The following is a 17,839-nucleotide window of genomic DNA, read 5'->3' as shown; positions in this document are numbered from 1 at the left end:
ACCGTCGGTGCGGCCGGAGGAACCTGCGGCGCCGGAGGGTGATGCCCCGCCTCACCACTGAGCTGGATAGATGTTGTGTGCGTGGGCTTTTCATGTCGGCGGTTTCACAGTGTGGAGGGCTTGGAGGGGGCAGGCGGTGACGGCTCGCCGGGCATGGGTACGCAGATGGCTGGGGATGGTCCGGTCTTCGATGATGGGGTAACCCCATTCGTCCAGGTCGATCAGCTCAGGGAGCAGTTCGGCGCAGAGTCCGCGGCCGGTGCAGGTGACCTCGGGATGCTGTCGCGTCCCCAATGGGCCGGCGACGGCGGGTTTCGAATTGTTCGAGCGCTTCGAGGGCTTCGCAGCCGTAGACCACCGAGGGGCCACCGCCCATCATGACCGCCACGCCGATGGTTTCGACGACCTCGGCGTGGGTGGCACCCGCGGCGAGGGCGTCGTGGACGTGGTAGGCGATGCAGCCGTCACAGTGCACCGCGATCCCGATCGCCAGCGCCATCAGTTCCTTGGTCGCGCCCGCCAGCGCCCCCGTGCCGGTGCCGGCGGTGTGCAGGCCGCCGAAAGACCGCATGACCGCGGGCATTTCGCGGCCGAGCCGTTTCATGACCTCACGCAGATGCCGGATGATCTCCGGATAGTCCTTGCTCACCATGGCGAGGTCCCTTCCCTGCGGTGGCTCGTCGGATGCCGCGATCGTATGGCCGCGCGCGAGCCCGAGCGGGGCGACACGGCCGAAAGCAACCCGTGCCCGGTGACGTCGGGCCCTGGCCGGAGCGGTCACCACGCGACAGGCTTGGGTAATGGGAACCGCCGAGACCAGCACCACCGCGTCGGCCGCGCCGACGACCTACACCGTCACCGCCTCCTCGAGCGCCGGGTCCGGCCCGGCTGCGGCGCATGCCGGCAGTGAGACGATCGCCCTGGACGCCGGCTGGGGGACCGCGCCGTCGGGGCTGCCGGGGCCGGCGCACCTGCTGGCGGCGGCGCTGGCGGCGTGCCTGTTGAAGAACCTGGCCCGCGCACAGGACCTGCTGTCGTTCGATTACGAACGCGCCGAGGTGCAGGTGAGCGCCCGACGCCAGGACGCCCCGCCGAAGTTCACCGAGTTCGCCTGGGAAATGCGGCTGGTCACCGACGAACCACAGCGGCGCCTGGACCTGCTGCACCGCAACCTGACCACCCACGGCACCGTCTACAACACCCTCGCGGCCGCCTGCGAGGTCCACGGCACCATCACCGCCGTGCCGACCACCCCCTGACCCTGCCGAACTCGGCGTCAGCGGCGATCGGCCGAGTCGGCAGCGGTGAGTTTGTTCACTGGTTGTTCGCTTGCGCCACAGTATCGACCGTTGTCAATATCGATGCATGTCGAACTCGGAGTTGTCGTTGGACGGGGTGAGCGCCCCGGGCTGTGAAGCCACGCCACCGGCCCGCCCGCCGTTGACCGCGGCGCAGGCGGGCGAGCTGTCCGTGATGTTCAAGGCCCTCGCCGATCCGGTGCGGTTGCGGGTGCTCTCGGCGGTGGCCGCGCGCGCCGGTGGCGAGACGTGCGTGTGCGAGGTCTCCGAAGGCATCGACGTCACCCAGCCGACCATCTCCCACCACCTCAAGGTGCTGCGCGAGGCGGGGCTGCTGACCAGCGAACGCCGCGCTTCCTGGGTGTACTACCGGGTCGTTCCCGAAGCACTGCAACGACTTTCGCAGCTGTTGGCCGACCAGGCCGGATTGGCGGTGACCGCGTGAGCGCCACCGACACCGATCCCGGCCCCGCGGCCGTCGTCGGCAAGCTGTCCACGCTGGATCGGTTCCTGCCGGTATGGATCGGCGCAGCCATGGTCGCGGGCCTGCTGTTGGGCCGGATGATCCCCGGACTTGGGGATGCGCTCAGTGCGGTGGAGATCGACGGGATCTCGCTGCCGATCGCGCTCGGGCTGCTGATCATGATGTACCCGGTGCTGGCCAAGGTGCGCTACGACCGCCTCGACACCGTCACCGGCGACCGGCGGCTGCTGGTCGGGTCACTGATCCTGAACTGGGTCGTGGGTCCCGCGCTGATGTTCGCTCTGGCCTGGTTGCTGCTGGCGGACCTGCCCGAGTACCGGACCGGTCTGATCATCGTCGGACTCGCCCGGTGCATCGCCATGGTGATCATCTGGAACGACCTCGCCTGCGGCGACCGCGAAGCCGCCGCCGTGCTGGTCGCGCTGAACTCGATCTTCCAGGTCGTGATGTTCGCGGTACTGGGCTGGTTCTACCTGTCGGTACTGCCCGGATGGCTCGGCCTGGAACAGACCACCATCCACACCTCCCCGTGGCAGATCGCCAAATCGGTGCTCATCTTCCTCGGCATCCCCCTCGTGGCAGGGTTCCTGACCCGCCGCCTGGGTGAGAAAGCCCGCGGCCGTGACTGGTACGAATCGAAGCTGATTCCCCGGATCGGGCCGTGGGCGCTGTACGGGCTGCTGTTCACGATCGTGATCCTGTTCGCCCTCCAAGGCCGCCAGATCACCTCCCACCCCGTCGACGTGGTACGGATCGCGGTCCCGCTGCTGGCGTATTTCGCGATCATGTGGGGCGGCGGGTACCTCTACGGCCGCCTGGTCGGCCTCGGCTACGAACGCACCACCACCCTCGCCTTCACCGCGGCGGGCAACAATTTCGAACTCGCCATCGCCGTCGCGATCGCCACCTACGGCGCGAGCTCCGGCCAAGCCCTCGCCGGAGTCGTCGGCCCGCTGATCGAAGTGCCCGTCCTCGTCGGCCTGGTCTATGTCTCCCTGGCTCTGCGCACCCGCTTCACCCCCACCGACACCGGCACCACAACAAGGGTGGGGCGGTGACCGCGACACCGTCGGTGTTGTTCGTGTGCGTCAACAACAGCGGCAAGTCGCAGATGGCGGCCGCGCTGATGCGCCACCGGGCCGGGAACGACGTGCGGGTGTATTCGGCCGGCACCCACCCCGGCCAGGCCCTGAACGCGCTGTCGGTGCAGACACTGACCGAGGCCGGCATCGATGTCGGTGACGAGCACCCCAAACCCATCGATCCCGCCCTCGCCGCACGCGTGGACGCGATCGTGGTCATCGGACGCCAGGCCCGCCTCGACCCGCCACCCGGGCCACGAATGCTGGTGTGGGACACCGACGAACCCTCCGAACGCGGCATCGACGGCATCGAGCGGATGCGCCTGATCCGCGACGACCTCACCACCCGCGTCGCCGCCCTGCACTCCGAACTCGCACCTCCACTCGCCGATCCCCGGAGAACCCGATGACCGACCACCCCACCGCCCTGCCCACACAGGTACATGCCAACCACACCATCGATCAGCAACTCGCCCTCGAGACCGCCGCCGCGCGCCTGCAGGACGAGTTCGCCGACACCTTCGCCGTGGAGACCATCGAGAAGTTCCTGCACTCGAGCTACGACCAATTCGCCTCCCGTGCCACAGTGTTGAACTTCCTGCCGCTGCTGGCCGAACGGTTCGCCCGCCAGCGTCTGCAAGCCCTGGCCAAGGTCGAAGGAAAAGCCGTGTCCGGCAAACCCACCGTGCTGTTCCTGTGCACCCACAACGCCGGCCGCTCCCAAATGGCGCTGGGCCACTTCACCCACCTCGCCGGCGACGCCGCCGTCGCCTGGTCCGGTGGCTCCGAACCCGGTGACGAAATCAACCCCGCCGCGATCTCGGCCATGGCCGAGCTCGGCATCGACATCGCTCGCGAATACCCCAAGCCCTGGACCGAGGAAATCCTGCGCGCCGCCGACGTCATCATCACCATGGGCTGCGGTGACGCCTGCCCCATCTACCCCGGCCGCCGCTACGAGAACTGGGATTTGCCCGACCCCGACAACCAGCCCCTCGACATCGTGCGCGGCATCCGCGACCAGATCGAAACCCGCGTCCGCACCCTGCTGGCCGAACTCGACATCCCCACCGCGTGAAAGGCCCCGCACCCATGACCACCAAACCCAGCGTGCTGTTCGTCTGCGTCCATAACGCCGGACGCTCCCAAATGGCCCAAGGCTTCCTTTCCCACCTCGCCGGTGACGTCATCGAAGTCCGCTCCGCCGGGACCGCACCCGCCGAGACGATCAACCCCGCCGCCGTCGAAGCGATGGCCGAGGCCGGTATCGACATCACCGCCCAGACCCCGAAAATCCTCACCCCTGACACCGTGGCGACCTCCGATGTGGTGATCACCATGGGCTGCGGCGACAACTGCCCCTACTTCCCGGGCGTGGAATATCGGGACTGGAAACTCGACGACCCCGCCGGCAAAGGCGTGGACGCGGTGCGCCCGATCCGCGACCAGATCCGCACACTCGTCGAAGAGCTCATCGCCGAACTGCTGCCCGCCCACCGCTGACCCCACCCGCAAGCCCGCAGTCAGAACAGGATGTCGCGCACGAGCAGGGACGGTATCTGGCGGGGCCCGGTGCGTCGATATCGACCTCGATCGGACCGACCGGGTATCGGCCGCTGCGGGTGCGCGACACACTTGTTCGGGATTCCCCGTTCCCTGGCTGGGTCATCGTGCTTCGATGACGCCCATCATGCCGTTGTCCTCGTGGTCGAGAGTGTGGCAGTGGTAGACGGTGCGTCCGGGCTGCGCGTCGAACCCGACGCGGACGGTGACCCGGCTGCGGGCGGGCAGATCGACCACGTCCTGGCGGTCGGGTGGAGGGTTCGTCGATTCCGGGGTGGAGATCAGTTGCATCGGCCACACGTGCAGGTGCATCGAATGGTCCATCGGGGAGTCGTTGACGAGCGTCCATTCCTCGACGGTGCCGAGCCTCACAATGTGGTCGGTGCGGGCGGGATCGTACTCGCGCCCGTCGATGGTGAACCGCATCCCGCCCATCCCGCTCCTCATCCCCATTCCCATTCCCGTGTTGAAGGTGAACGTGCGGGTGGCAGCGACCGGTTCGTTGCGCAGATCCCGTGCGAGTGCCTGCGATGGCACCGGGGCCGCCGGTGGGGCGGATGTCCCGGTCACGTCGAGGTCGGCCAGGGTGGCCGGGCCCGGCGATGGGGAGGCCGGTCCGCCCATCATGTCCATCCCGTCGCGTCCCATCATGCCCATCATGTTCGTGGTGCCTCGGTCCACGGGCAGGGCTCGCAGTTGCGCCGACCCGGCCGTGGTGGTGACCAGCATGTCGGCGCGGTTACCGGCGGGCAGGGTGATCTCCTGGACCGGGTGCGGGTCGCGGTAGCGGCCCGAATCGATGCCGAGCAGGTGCAGGGTCTGGCCGTCCAGTCGCAGCCGCAGAGACCGGCTGACGCAAGCGTTGACGATCCGCCACCGCTCCCGGGCGCCGGGCACGGTCGTGATCCTGGGCCGCAGCTGGCCGTTGACCAGTATCAGCGAGCCTTCGCGGCCCAGAATCCGGTCCATCATCGACGCGGCGGCCACCCTCCCGGCGCGGTCGAGGGTCACATCGGAGATCACCATGACCCGTTCGGCGGTGACCGGGATCGGGTCGGCGTCCTCGACGATCACGGCCCCGTAGAGTCCCGCGAAGATCTGGTCGGCAACCAGCCCGTGATGGTGCGGGTGGTACCAGTACACCCCGGGCGGGTGGGTGGCGGGCAGCAGGTATTCGTAGTCGAAATCGGCGCCCGGGTCGATCCGCAGAAAAGGATTGTCGGCGTTGCCGGCCGGTGAGACGAGCATGCCGTGGGTGTGCAGGTTCGTCGGCTGCGGCAACCGGTTACGCAACCGCACCCGCAACCGGTCCCCCGGCCGCACCCGCAGCGTGGGGCCGGGCACGGTGCCGTTGAACGCGAATACGGTGGCCTCGGCACCGGCCAGCCCAACGCGTCCCGGCCGTGCCTGCAGATCGACGCCGAGTCCCCCGCCGGCACTGGAGATCACCACCGGCTCCGACCACGCCGCACCCGAGGCGACAGCGCCCGGGCCGCTGCCGCGGCCGCTCTGCCAGGCCAGCCCCAACCCGCCGGCGACGGTGGCGGCCGCTCCCAGCCCGCCCAGTTGCAGAGCCCGGCGGCGGCTGATCGGCTGCATCTAACCGTCGCCGTCGAGGGTGCGCCGACGCTCGCGGTACTCCTCGGCGTCGATCTCCCCACGGGCGTAGCGCTCCTCCAGGATCGCGTGAGCGCGACCGGACCCGCCCGGGCCGCCGGGCGGTGGTCCGGCCCACGGCGCGATATGACCGCCGGGCCCGGGGCGGGTGAGCAGCCGGATCGCGACCAGCACGACAAGGGCCAGGCCGAGCAGCATCAGCGCGGCGAACAACCACACGCCCCAGCCGCCACCGCCCCAGCCGCAGTTCTCGTAGGGCATCACCGCAGGCCCTCCTCCGCACGAATGCACAGGGTTCACGCCGCGGCCGGTATGCGCACGGCGGCACCCGGTTTCCGCATCTCACAATACTCCCGGGGGCATGTCCGTGCGGGCGGCCTGGTCGGTTCGGCCCCCGTTTCCCTGTCACTACAACGCCCGTCACGCCTTGCCGCCGCCGGGCGGCCGGGTCGGTCAGGGCCTGCCACCGGACCAGAGCCTCCGCGGACGGACGCGAATACTTGCCCAGCGACCGGACATGTTCGACGGCCTGCGCGCCCGCACCGCACGGCACCGGACTACGCTCGCGATCGACTGGCGTGGACACGGCGAAACAATTTCTGGTGCAGACGATTTCGGCACCGCCGAACTCGTCGCCGACGCCGCGGACGTGATCGAGCGAGCCGGGATCACGCGCGTGGTACCGCTCGCCGCCGCTCATGCCGGATGGGTCGCGATCGAGCTGCGCCGCCGCCTCGGCCCCGAGCGCGTCCCCGCGATCGTCCTACTGGACTGGATGGTGCTCGGCACCCCGCCGGGCTTCGGCGACGCCCTCGCGGGCTTGCGGGATCCGGACCGATGGCAGGAGGTCCGCGACAGCCTGGTCGCGCTGTGGACCAAGGGTGTCGACAACCCGGACGTCCTCGGCTACGTCGATGTGATGGCCGGCTACGACGCCGCCATGTGGGCTCGCGCCGGGCGCGAGATCGCCGCCGAGTTCGCGGCCCACCACACCCCGCTGGCAGCCCTGGAACCCCTCGGCTGCCCCACGCTGCATCTGTACGCACAACCGGCCGACGAGGACTTCCTCGCCGCCCAGCGCGACTACGCCGTCACCCATCCGTGGTTCCGGGTACAGCGCCTGCGGGCCCGCAGCCATTTCCCGTCCCTCGAAGCACCCGATGCCGTAGCGGCGGCCATCGACGCTTTCCTCCGCGAGGTCAACAGCTCGAACGGACCCGCTGCGGGGTCCCGATGAGCCGCCGCTGATCCCTCGCGGCTGATCTCTGGAAGCTCCCGCAGCCGCGCCAACTCCTCGTTCGCGAACACCTGCGTCGCCACGAAACCCGACCTCCACCAACCTCATCGGCAGGCAAGCCGACCTCATCGGCAGGCAAGCCGAGCACCTACCGCTCCGGCTTGCAGCCTGAACCGGTCACAACGCCATCGCTGCCGGTCCAGCCGCGTTGTGTTCCGCGCGATTACTACCGGGACCCCGACGGGCCCGCTCGCCGGCCCGGAAAGCGGCATACGGCGCCCATCATCACCAGCGGTTCCGAGGGGCTGGTGGTGCACTGGCCGGAGCCGAGTCGGCTCGAATCGTGGCGGCACGCCATCATGCATCCCACCGCCGAGCCACCCACACCCACCCGAGCAGAACATGCCCGCAGGCTCGCCCGCGCGCCCGGGAATTGGGTTCCCGCCGCTCGGCGACTTTGGTGCGGCCGACGGCGCCCGCCAGGTCGCAGACCGGACCGCGGCCAAGCACGCGGGTGCTCGGCCCGATCGGTCACGACCACACCGGCGGTTCCCGGAGCGTGGCGCGCGTGCCGCTACTTCACGGTCGTGGACGAGGTCGAGGGGTTGATCGCGGCGTTGATGGTGATTTCCGGTGCCGGCGCGGCCTGAATTTTGTCCACGACGGGAACGATCGCGTCGTAGACGCCACCGGCCAGGGGCGCGTCGTGCGCGCTCTCGCCGCCGTGCGCGTTGTAGTCCAGGATCTCCAGATAGTCCACCATCTGCGCGCCGGTCAACTCGATCGTCGCCATGCCCGTTGCCGGGTCCTCGGTCAGGCTCTTGGGCTTGTCGACCTTCCGGCCGGTGCCGTTGTTCCGGTCGCTGTTGGCCCGCGACCACAGGTCCTTCATCATGTGCAGCTTGAACACCGGCACGGTGGCCGCCTTGTGCTCACGGTCCGCCTGCGCTTTCGGCGAGTCGACCGCGCATCACACCGAGAGCATCACAGTGCCGGCCGCAGCAGCGGCAAGCAGACGGACAAGACGTTTACAGCGAATGGCCATCCCGGAATCCCCTTTGCTCGCAGCGCCTTCCACCTACCCTGCGCATTCCAGGGTAGGTGGAGCCACCGACATTCATCTCTCATATCCGAGCCGAAATGCATTGGTGCACAGTCACGTCCGCGTGAATTAACAGATGCGCCATCCGGATGTACGTGCATGATCACGTCATGCCGTCAGATGGCGGGCGAGACGGTAAGAGTCGGTGCCGGTTTCGATGATGTTGCCGCTGTAGGGTAGGCCGGTCGACGGGGTCCTTCTGCCGATTCGGCAGAAGGCGTTCGGCAGAAGGCCCACAGAGAATCAGGGCCCGGGTGTTACATGCCGCCGCAGCTGCCATCCGAGGCGGTGCAGATCCCCTGCGTCCAGCCGACCAGGTACTTGTTGCGGTAGATCTTGACCGAGGTTGGCCTGTCCTGTTTCGACGTACTGGCTCCGGTTCGCCGCATGGGATGTGGCATGTTCGGATTCAGCAGCGATGAGGTTGGCGGCTTCGGCTGGTTGCAGCCGGATGGTGTCGACGACGCATGCTTCCTGGATGTGCCAGGACCAGGCGGTGCGGTGTAGTTGACGAGGTGGCTATGAAGGTCAACTGCTTAGCCGAGGACGCGTAGCAGGTTCCCGCCGCTGCTGAAGTCCAGAATGTAGACGGTGTGGCTGTCATCGAGTGCGATCGGGCCAGGGAAGCTGTCCATGTCGTCCAGCGGAGAGATGCCCCTCGTCGACCACGTCGGTGCATGGAACTTGATCGTGTTGATCGGTGCTCCCGACCGAGTGTTGATCATTTGGAGCGATCGGCCTTCCTGGTTGTCGGCGTATAGCGTATGGGTGGCGGAATCTACTGCGAGGTGAGACTGGCCGGTGCCGGTGAAGGCGTCCCCGATGAAGCTGTCGGTGCGCAGGTCGATGGTCTTCACGCTGCAGGTCTTGTGGTCGTAGTCGTCGCAGTGGCCGACGTACCCGTGGCCGGTGGCCGGATCTATGGCCATGCTGATGTTGTTCCCGCTGGGCAGCGTGAGCTGTGCAGTCACCCGATGAGTCGACCCGTCGATTGTCGTGAACGTGTCCTTCTTCCCGGCTTCAGTCATCGTGTAGACCGCGTGTGACACCGGGTCGATCGCGAATTCGCCTGCGAAGCTGTCGGAGTCGAGCCCGTCGACTGTGCCGGTGACGGCATTGGTCGTTGTATCCACCATCGTGACTGGCGGTCCTTGAGTCCCCGTGCTCCCGGTCGCCACGTACAGCGTGTGCGTTTCCGGATCGAGCGCGAGCCTGTGTGCCCAGCGGGTCAGGTGAATGGTATTCACTATCGCCGGTGCGCCGACCCCGTTGGACTTTAGAACCAGAACAGAACCGGTGTTGTCGTCATTGCCGACCGCGACATAGATAGTGTTGGTCCGGGGATCGGTGGCCACGTCCTCGCCGTAGCCACCGGGGATCGGCACATTCGCGACGGTCGACTTGGAGGCGAGGTCGATGACCCACAACCCAGCCGAGTCGGTGACCACATAGGCCGTCAATCCGTCCGTGCCGGCGACGGCCTCCGGTCGTCCACCGACACGAATCGCAGCTCGCTCGGCGAGCGCCGGTGCGGTGGGCGTGTTCAGATGCAGGATTGCCGGTCGGGTGACTGCGATGACCGCAGCGACACCGAGAACTACGACACCGACGACGCCCGCGACGCGCTTGCCTTGACCCCGTCGTCGCCGCACTGGTGCGGCCATGCCTGTGACGCTCGCAGACCCGTCGAACTGCGGGTGCACAGGCATATGGGTCGCGGGCCCCCACGCGGGTTGGGGGCTATTCGGTGGATCCGGGAGGCCCACACCGATCGGTTTTGCCAGATCGGTCGATCTGCGCGCGCGCCCGATCAATAGCAGCGCGGCGGGCGGCACTAGTTCCTGTGGTAGGGCTCTCGCGTGTTTGCCTCGCTGCCGTATCCACTTGGCGCCCGCCAGGGTGAACAACTCGGTGATCTCGGCGTACGGGATGGTGGTCACCCCATCGGCCAGATGTAGGTCCAGGGAGTCCTGATGGTACCGGGCAGCGACGACGGAGCCCTCGGGCGCGTAGATGGCAATGCGCTTGTCGCGGCGCAGCATCTGTATGCCGGTGGCGAGCCCACCGCAGACGATCACCGCGGCGAGCACGCCGAAGTAGGCGACGAGGACATAGATTGGGCCATTCTCCGCCGCACCGGCGATCATCCCTATGATCCTGCGGGCCATCAAGATCAGGGGAATGGTGGCCATGAGGGCCCAGCTCCGCGGTGAGCGCCACTTCGCCAGCGCAATGGCGCGATTCATTCTGCTGATGGTGGGCGCATCGATCACATGCGATACAGAGAGCTCGCTGGACGATGCTTGGGGAGCCACGAACGGATACCCGGCACCCGGCGGCGTGGATGGCGGAGCCATGAACGGGGAGAGCGGATGCACGGGCATCGGTGGTGCGGACGGTGACTCGGGTGTCTCCGGTACGGGTTCGGATCGTCCCTGCGCACCGGCCGTGATGCGGGCGCGGGTAGCGACCGTCGAGGAATCGACCGTCGGGGAATAAGATCCGCTGCTCACCGCAGCCGAGGCGGCTGTGGCGAGGTCGCCGGCTGTCTGATACCGCTGGTCGGGGTCCTTGGCCATCCCGCGGGCGATCACCGCGTCGATACCGGTCCCGACCTCGGGCCGCAGGAGGCTGGGCCGGGGAGGCGGCTGGGTCAGATGCGCGGCGATCTGCTGTTCGATACCGACCGCACGGAACGGAGGACGACCGGTCAACAGTTCGAACAGCACACACGCCAGCGCATACACATCCGCGCGTGCATCGGCGATACCTGTGGCGAACCGTTCGGGCGCCATGTAGGCGAAAGTGCCGATCGTCGAACCGACACTGGTCAAACCGGTTTCCCCGGCCGCGCGGGCGATCCCGAAATCGATCAGATACACGAACCCGGTCGCGGTGATGAACAGGTTCGACGGTTTCACATCCCGGTGCACCAAACCTGCCGCATGCGCGGCCTGCAGAGCGTCCGCCGCCTGCGTTAGCACCGATACCGCATGCGCGATCGGCATCGGACCCGATCGCGCCAGCAGCGCATCGACTCCCTGGCCGTCGAGGTACTGCATGCAGATGAACAGGTGGCCGTCGATGTCGCCGTAATCGAAGATCGGTACCACATGCGGGTCACCCAGCGCCGCAGCGGCTTTGGCTTCCCGGCGGAACCGTTCCCGGAACACCGGATCCGCCGCGACATGCGCGTGCAGCACCTTGACTGCCACCACCCGATCGGTCCGAGTGTCGTAGGCCCGGTACACCTGCCCCATACCGCCCTCACCGAGCAGCTGCTGCAACTGGTACCGGCCGAACTGCGTCCCCTCCACCGGAACCTTTCCCTCACCCGGCAGGCGCAGCCCGCCCTGCCCTCAAGCGGCACAATACATTCCGGCCATCATCACACCACGTGCGCCCGCCAACGCCGATCCACTGTCACAAATTGTGAGAAGCAAACACTTCATAGTTGGGGGGCGTTAGCGTTCGCCTGTCCTCGCGCAGGCGTGGGGTGAACGACCGGGAGGGACACATGGCGACGAACCGTGTTTGGGGCGAATCGGCTGGGCCGCAAAGGCTTTGGTGGCCGCGAGCGCAGTGGTGAGCCTGGCGGCGGTCCCCGCGTCGGCCGACTCGAGCTTCACGATCAAAGGCAATCCTGCGCAGTTGCAGGTGGGGACGAGTTACGAGCTGGACTTCGCCCCGGACTACTCCGTGTCTGTGCCTGGGTCTGGGTCCCCCCACTCCGTGTATTTCTATGACAACGGGCAGTGCATCGGCGAGGACATGGGATTTGGCGGGATCATATCCTCGATTGGACGATGTGGACGCCGACTTCCGCTGGCGTCCATACCCTGCAGGTCATATATGGCCCGAGTGTTCGGGCCATGACTGTCACCGTCCAACCCGCCGCGAGCGGCGCTCCGATCCCGAAACCCACCATCAGCGGTTGCGGGGTTGGCAGCTCCACCCACACAGGCAGCTTGGGAATCTGAGCCGCAGCCCCACGAGGGCGGAAATCGAGCAGACATCCGGGGGTCCCGGACTGGATTACCGAAGATCCAACGAAGCTAACCGGCTGACCGCCGCGCGGTCGATCCCTCGGAGGCCGGGCGGGTCCGTGACCGCAGCAGATGTGGGAGCCTGCCCCGAAGGGGGGGCGGGTTCGTTGATTACGGTACCGGGTGTGAGTGCCCCGCAGAAATCTTCGTCAGCCTGGGCACAACAGACCTGACAAACACGTGTTGCGGCCCCCGGACATTCGGAAACCCGGCTTCAATCTGACAGATCCCGCCCCGGTCGCGGTTGCGGTGCTGGGGTACTCCAACTGGGCAGGTCTCTCGGAACGTCTAGCTGACCGGCTGATCCTGTCGGGGCTTGGGGTCATACTGCCGCTCATGGGGTTTGAGGCTGTGCGGCGGCATTCTCGGCGGGGCAGGACAGGCGGGGATTATGTGAGCGGGTACGGCCGCTTCACCGACCGACGCGCACCCAGACGGGGGCGCTACACGTCCCTGTATGTCCACGGCTATCGCAGTGCCTCACCCATCCCGATCCTGTGGGCATTCGCGGTGATCGCCGGTGGTGTGGCCCTGCTCCTGATCGTGCTGACCCTCACCCACATGGGATCGGCCGCCACGCCGGCCAACACGACCGTGGTCACCTCGACCGTCGCACCCGCACAGCCGACCACCCCGCCACAGCCGTGCTTCCCGTTCCAGACGACCTGCTGAGTGCACAAGACTGAGTCGAACGCGCCAGCTACTCATTTGAACCGGCGCGTCCTCGATCGCTGCAGGTTCCCGGGAAGATGCGGTGATCTGCCCGGGCGCTACCCGAATCGGTGCTCCCAAACGGGGTCCCGGACTGGCAGGGATCGGTATTCAGGTAGTCGGTATTCGGAGTGGAATGGTGAGCAATAGTCACCGGGTGTGATTGCCTGGTGCGTAGCGGTTCCAGGTGCCTCCGGCTTGGGAGACGTGCCGGTGGGCGGCGATGTAGTGGATGCCGAAGGCGTCGGCGACCACTGGGACGGGCGCTTGCAGGACCAGTTGGCGGCCTGCTGGCCGAGGGTTTCGGGTCGCAGCGGCTGTCCGGCGCGGCGACCGGGAAACAGCCAGTGCGAGTTCGGGTTCGCCGCGGTCCGCATGTTCGTGCGGCGGTCGATCAGCTCGATGAGCAGGCTACAGTGCGAGCTTTGCGTTTCTTGCCACGAGTACACGTTCTAGTGAGAAGGTGACGTTCCACTCGTGGAATCGGCTGGGTTCGCGCTCGAGGAGCGTGGCGGCGAGGAGTCCGACGATGAGGACTGCGGCAGGCAGGAAGAGTGACTGTCCCATGGCGACTACGTAATCGGCGCTGGTGACGTTCAATTGCCGACGCGCTTGCCACCACCAAGGCAACAGTCAGCAGGCAACTCGACGCGGCCGCTTCCGCGGGCTACCTGACGATCACCGTCTCCTCGGCGTCGCGCCGCGACAATCTCGTCGAACTGACACCCGCCGGTCGGGCGTTGGCGGGCCGGGCGGACTCGATCCTGGCCGAGGAGACCACCCGGGCCCTCGCCGGCGTGCCGCACGCTCAATTCGCCATCGCTCACGATGTCGTCACCACCATGCTGCGCACCGGAGCCGAGGTGTCCGACTCCGAAACAACCCGCAGCTGAACAGTTGTGGCCATTACATTTGCGGCACTGGCCGGCTCACGGTCTGCACCTCTGGGTGATTCGGGGTTCCGGAACGTGGATGACCTCGCCCGTGCCGACTGGCAGGTTGATCAGCCAGGGGACGAGGCCCTCGCCGACTGTCCAGCGCGCCTGTGAATTTCGGCTGGCCCCGTGGCGGCCACCCCCTGAAAGTCGGGGCAGACCACAATACTGAAATCGCCACGTTTCAGTCGTTCCTGGCGGTAGCGTTCCTCGACCCTCGGGAACCTCAATCAGGAGAACGATGACCACACATTCCCGCCCCGGCCGCCGAATCAGCTGGGGTTTGACCGGACTGGCCGCGACGGTAGCCGTCATCACGGCCGGCGCACCCGTCGCATCGGCCGACATTATCGCGTTCAAGATCTACCCTGCTGGTCAAACCTATTACGTCGGAACCAATTACGGTCTCAGCGCAACGACCATGTACGGGGGGGACTTCGTGAGCTTCTACGACAACGGCCAGTGCATCGGAAGCCATGTCTCGAACGGCAATCCGGAGATTCCTCTCGCCCCGGTCGCGGGTGTGGACTGGATCCCGTCGACGGCCGGCCACCACGTCCTCACGGCCAATGACGGCAAGAACACGATGACGATCACACTGGACATCCAGCCCGCACCTGCCGGATCCACACCGGCCACCCCGCAACCCCAGCTCATCGGCTGCAGCCAGATAGATCGGCTGCTCAACGCCGGCAGCTCTTAAGGGCACGATGTCGTCTCATCGGGGTGTTCTGCCACAGCTGCGGAGAATGCTCAGCGCTGACCGGTGGTCGGGGTGCCGGTAAGACCTCCGATTCCACGAAACCTGTCGGCTGACCCAGCCATGCTGGGTTCACTGTCGCCATGGAGGGGAGGTTGGTGATGATCCGCGACGCCTGCACGAACCCGACGTGTCAGCTCGCCGAGGCCCAGGCCCTCAACGCCACCCTGCAACACGCCCTCGACAAGCACGAAGCACCGGACTCGGGGCACTGATCCACACCCCACGACTGCGGCAGTCACCACGGGGCGACCGCCCAGCGCCCTGCAGTCAGAGGGTCGCGCTGGCCGGTTCGGTCAGCGCGGTATGCGGCAGAATAGGGCGTATTGGCCGGGGGACCATCGGCGCGGGCTGTACACCAGGTTGCCGGAGGTCGGGGCTCGCCACCACCCCCGGCAGTGAGCCTGATGGCGGTGGAGTCAGATCGTGATGACGTTGACCGCCAGGCTGGTCAGGAACGCGAGGGCACGGGTCTGTTCGAATCGGTGTCGGTCGGTGGGCGGGCGCAGGGCCGCGTACAGCGAGACGAACATATAGGTCAGGACCGGGGCGAGCCAGTCGTTGGCCGAGAATCCCGGTAGCCCATCGTCGTTGAGCTGCGGCATGTTCGCGCTGACGCGCCACAGCCAGACCGCGGCACCGGCCACGAGGCCGGTGCCCGCGACGTCGATCCACCCGTCGCGGCCCAATCGCCACGCGGCGAACCCGGCGGTGATGACGGCCGTGATCGCCGCGGTCAACAGGATGTGTGCGTGGCCGAAGACGGGTCCGGCGGCCGAGGTCGTCACGGTTCTCTCATTTCACGACGTGGACGGAATCGGTTCGGGCCCGGCTCATTTCGCGGGTGCGAGGTTGGTCGCGTCGAGGGCCGGGCGCAGTGCCTCGGCCAGGGTGACCGCGTCGTTGACGGCCCAATAGTGCAGGAAGAACAGGTGCGGGTCGTCGTTGAGCATGTGGTTGTGGACCTCGACGACGTCGATGCCGCCCTTGCGCAGCGCTTCGATGACCTTGCTGACTTCGGTGGCGGTCAGGGCGAAGTCGCCGTTGATGGCGGCCTTGCCATCACCGACGGGCTGGAAGTTGATCACCGTCGTGACACCGAAGGTCGGCGGCAGGACATGCCCATTCTCGCTGATGGTGTCCGCGCGCGAGGTTGTATTTGAACAGTCCACCGTCCGCGGTGCCTTTGCGGCCCAGGGCCGCATCGACTCCCGCGGTGTCGATGTCGACTGGCGGCTGCTGGGCCGGCGGTGCGGCGGCGGGCGAGATGGTGGTGGTGTCGAGGGCCGCCCTCAGGCCCTGGGCGAGTTTCGACGGGTCGCCCATGGCTTCGATGTGGGTCCACCAGATCTGCGGGGATTGCTCGAGCAGGTGCTTGTGCAGCGCGGTCTGCGCAATACCGTTGGCCTGCAACGCGTCGGTGAGCTTCGGTAGTTCGGCCTCGGTAACATGCTCCCAGTTTTTCGGCGGCCGACACCAGGTTCCGAGCGCACATCCCAACACTCTGAAATGGGCAATTGCGGACGTTCTGCGGCGCACCAGGTTCCGGGCGCCGGCACCACCTGAGGGTGCGACAACACCGCCATCTACCGCCGCGAGTCACACTTTTCGGCACACGTCGGAGGGTGGTTCTGGGGTGTACCCCACACGACACCCGAATGTTCAGGAGATGATCGTTTCCGATCCACGACGCCGCGCGCCATGCGGCTAGAGCCGATGTCGGTTCCAGGGATTGTCTACTTCATCCCGAAGGCCGCGCCTTCGAGCATCGCCGCGCACGAATCCAGGCCTGTCGATGGGGTATCGAACCCAGAAGGTGTCCGGCTGGTGACAGCGCGGCCGGGCGAAAATGGTTCCGCAAAGAGGCCATCGCGGCACACCGCGAGTATCACAAGCGGGTTCACTGCTGACATTCGGGTAGCCGAGTACGCGTGCGGTAGGTGCCGGGGCTCGGAAAGCTTGGCCCGTACCTGTTTCATCCGCATCTTTGGAGGCTCTCATGTCACTGGAATTTCCTTCGTCTGTTACAGTCGCGCAAGACAATTGGTGCTTCTGCATACGCTGTTTGTCATTGTTCTGGAACGGCCGCGCTGATAACGGTTTCTGTCCGGCGCCGAATCCTGCCAACGGTCCCCATGTTGCCGTTAGCTGGAACTTCTACCTTCCCGCCGACCCTGCTGCCTCCATCACCCAGGACATCGACCACGTCCATACGCCGTAGTGGGTGAACGGCAATGCGGCCGTTGGCCAGCCGAGCGCGCCATCACCACCGCTGATCTCGATCAGTTCTGAGGTGTTCAAGCGGCGGGGCGTGCTCGGCGGCTGAGGGCCTGGGGTCCCGGTGGAAACGGCGCGAAAAACAACGTCAATGGCCTGACCAGCAGCGATGGCGAGAGCTTTCGCTGAAAATGCGGGCGCATACGCTGTAATCAGCTGGTTTGCAACAGCTTACGGACTCGACCCGAATACGTCGGCAAGGGGCGATGGTCGATCATGCCGTCCCATCGCTCGCATCTGATGCGAGATGGGGTCGCCGTAGTATCAGCCGAAAATCGGGCGGATATGACGTAGCTTCCCTGGTAGAGCACGGTTTTCGCGTTCAGGATGCGGCCTCGGGTAGTTGGTGCTTGGCTCAGCTGCCGATGAGGGTCGATCGGCGTGCTGGAGGTCAGGGTTCGTGACCGGCGAGCATCCGGTGGCCGCCCTACCTTTGCGGCTGGCTATTCCGGCACCCCAATTCACCAGTCCGGGACCCCTTCCAGGAGCCACCATCGTTGCGGCCCGGCTGGGGAATGTCGATGCTGTGGGCGCCGGTATGGATGCGCACGCCGGCCGTTTCGAGGGAGCGAGCCGCCAGTCGGGTGCGGTCGAGGCCGGCCACCAGGTGTAGGCGGCTGGCGTTGTCGTCGCCGACCAGGGCCGTGGGGCCGTCGAGGCGGTTGGCTTGCAGGAATAGGTCGACAGCGGCAGCGAGCGGGCCCGTCATTTCGATGGTTGCGGTGCC

General features: G+C 66.8%; 18 protein-coding genes and 2 pseudogenes. 11 read left to right on the top strand and 9 right to left on the bottom strand.

Translation table 11 applies throughout. From position 1 onward, the window contains the following. Window positions 1-90: 90 nt before the first annotated feature. Window positions 91-294 carry a ferredoxin gene (locus ON33_RS39270; protein WP_083868545.1) on the bottom strand — a complete coding sequence of 68 codons (204 nt, stop codon included), beginning with the start codon at window positions 292-294 and terminating at the stop codon, window positions 91-93. After that, complete coding sequence (locus ON33_RS02925) at window positions 227-652, bottom strand: carboxymuconolactone decarboxylase family protein (protein ID WP_063710931.1); 426 nt, start codon at window positions 650-652, stop codon at window positions 227-229. Before ON33_RS02925 ends, ON33_RS39270 begins: the two co-directional genes overlap by 68 nt. 148 nt (window positions 653-800) lie before the next feature. Here ON33_RS02925 and ON33_RS37875 point away from each other — a divergent pair, with 148 nt between their 5' ends. From ON33_RS37875 to ON33_RS02895, 6 genes are all read left to right on the top strand, one after another. Beyond that, on the top strand, window positions 801-1,259 hold the full coding sequence (locus tag ON33_RS37875; protein ID WP_051151572.1) for an OsmC family protein: 459 nt from the start codon (window positions 801-803) through the stop codon (window positions 1,257-1,259). Between the two features lie 106 nt (window positions 1,260-1,365). Beyond that, entirely contained in the window at window positions 1,366-1,743 is a 378-nt protein-coding gene (locus ON33_RS02915) for an ArsR/SmtB family transcription factor (RefSeq protein ID WP_040854672.1), read from the top strand. Next, entirely contained in the window at window positions 1,740-2,840 is a 1,101-nt protein-coding gene (gene arsB / locus ON33_RS02910; RefSeq protein ID WP_040854669.1) for an ACR3 family arsenite efflux transporter, read from the top strand. The genes ON33_RS02915 and arsB overlap by 4 nt, the downstream gene beginning before the upstream one ends. Then, window positions 2,837-3,274: an arsenate-mycothiol transferase ArsC gene (locus ON33_RS02905; protein WP_040854667.1), complete on the top strand. Its 438-nt coding sequence runs from the start codon at window positions 2,837-2,839 to the stop codon at window positions 3,272-3,274. The genes arsB and ON33_RS02905 overlap by 4 nt, the downstream gene beginning before the upstream one ends. Next, window positions 3,271-3,942, top strand: coding sequence for an arsenate reductase ArsC (locus ON33_RS02900; protein ID WP_040854665.1), 672 nt, complete (start codon window positions 3,271-3,273; stop codon window positions 3,940-3,942). Before ON33_RS02905 ends, ON33_RS02900 begins: the two co-directional genes overlap by 4 nt. Before the next feature lie 14 nt (window positions 3,943-3,956). Beyond that, window positions 3,957-4,367 (top strand): arsenate reductase ArsC, encoded by a 411-nt coding sequence (locus ON33_RS02895; protein ID WP_040854663.1) that lies wholly within the window; start codon window positions 3,957-3,959, stop codon window positions 4,365-4,367. Window positions 4,368-4,529: 162 nt separating this feature from the next. On the opposite strand, the gene ON33_RS02890 is transcribed toward ON33_RS02895, so the two are convergent. Together ON33_RS02890 and ON33_RS02885 are read right to left on the bottom strand one after the other, a co-directional pair. Continuing rightward, window positions 4,530-6,026: a multicopper oxidase family protein gene (locus ON33_RS02890; RefSeq protein WP_040854662.1), complete on the bottom strand. Its 1,497-nt coding sequence runs from the start codon at window positions 6,024-6,026 to the stop codon at window positions 4,530-4,532. Further along, a complete protein-coding gene (locus ON33_RS02885) occupies window positions 6,027-6,305 on the bottom strand; it encodes an SHOCT domain-containing protein (RefSeq protein ID WP_040854659.1) in 279 nt (92 codons plus the stop codon). It abuts the gene before it with no gap. Window positions 6,306-6,561: 256 nt separating this feature from the next. Between ON33_RS02885 and ON33_RS02880 the strand changes: the two genes are divergently transcribed. After that, entirely contained in the window at window positions 6,562-7,281 is a 720-nt protein-coding gene (locus ON33_RS02880; protein ID WP_051151571.1) for an alpha/beta fold hydrolase, read from the top strand. A gap of 574 nt (window positions 7,282-7,855) precedes the next feature. Here the strand turns inward: ON33_RS02880 and ON33_RS02875 are convergent. Both ON33_RS02875 and ON33_RS37870 read right to left on the bottom strand, forming a co-directional pair. Next, window positions 7,856-8,197, bottom strand: coding sequence for a hypothetical protein (locus ON33_RS02875; RefSeq protein WP_040854658.1), 342 nt, complete (start codon window positions 8,195-8,197; stop codon window positions 7,856-7,858). A gap of 722 nt (window positions 8,198-8,919) precedes the next feature. Next, complete coding sequence (locus ON33_RS37870) at window positions 8,920-11,700, bottom strand: serine/threonine-protein kinase (RefSeq protein ID WP_051151570.1); 2,781 nt, start codon at window positions 11,698-11,700, stop codon at window positions 8,920-8,922. Between the two features lie 1,122 nt (window positions 11,701-12,822). On the opposite strand from ON33_RS37870, the gene ON33_RS02860 reads away from it, so the two are divergent. The 4 genes from ON33_RS02860 to ON33_RS43885 all read left to right on the top strand — a co-directional run bounded on the left by ON33_RS02860 (window position 12,823) and on the right by ON33_RS43885 (window position 15,050). Further along, entirely contained in the window at window positions 12,823-13,101 is a 279-nt protein-coding gene (locus ON33_RS02860; RefSeq protein ID WP_040854655.1) for a hypothetical protein, read from the top strand. Between the two features lie 779 nt (window positions 13,102-13,880). Then, window positions 13,881-14,033, top strand: coding sequence for a hypothetical protein (locus ON33_RS40865; protein WP_157184380.1), 153 nt, complete (start codon window positions 13,881-13,883; stop codon window positions 14,031-14,033). Window positions 14,034-14,316: 283 nt separating this feature from the next. Beyond that, window positions 14,317-14,778, top strand: coding sequence for a hypothetical protein (locus tag ON33_RS02850; RefSeq protein ID WP_040854651.1), 462 nt, complete (start codon window positions 14,317-14,319; stop codon window positions 14,776-14,778). Between the two features lie 140 nt (window positions 14,779-14,918). Continuing rightward, window positions 14,919-15,050 carry a hypothetical protein gene (locus ON33_RS43885; RefSeq protein WP_281033182.1) on the top strand — a complete coding sequence of 44 codons (132 nt, stop codon included), beginning with the start codon at window positions 14,919-14,921 and terminating at the stop codon, window positions 15,048-15,050. Between the two features lie 204 nt (window positions 15,051-15,254). On the opposite strand, the gene ON33_RS02845 is transcribed toward ON33_RS43885, so the two are convergent. The 3 genes and pseudogenes from ON33_RS02845 to ON33_RS42660 form a co-directional block, all read right to left on the bottom strand. Continuing rightward, a complete protein-coding gene (locus ON33_RS02845) occupies window positions 15,255-15,623 on the bottom strand; it encodes a hypothetical protein (RefSeq protein WP_040854650.1) in 369 nt (122 codons plus the stop codon). Between the two features lie 45 nt (window positions 15,624-15,668). Continuing rightward, a pseudogene (locus ON33_RS44325) lies at window positions 15,669-16,284 on the bottom strand (LppY/LpqO family protein); the annotation flags it as partial. 1,255 nt (window positions 16,285-17,539) lie between these two features. Then, window positions 17,540-17,839: pseudogene (locus tag ON33_RS42660) on the bottom strand (hypothetical protein); the annotation flags it as partial.

The organism is Nocardia niigatensis NBRC 100131 (assembly GCF_000308655.1).
Classification (GTDB): domain Bacteria; phylum Actinomycetota; class Actinomycetes; order Mycobacteriales; family Mycobacteriaceae; genus Nocardia; species Nocardia niigatensis.
Note: the sequence above shows the minus strand (reverse complement) of the source record. Positions and strands in the feature narration are given on the sequence as shown.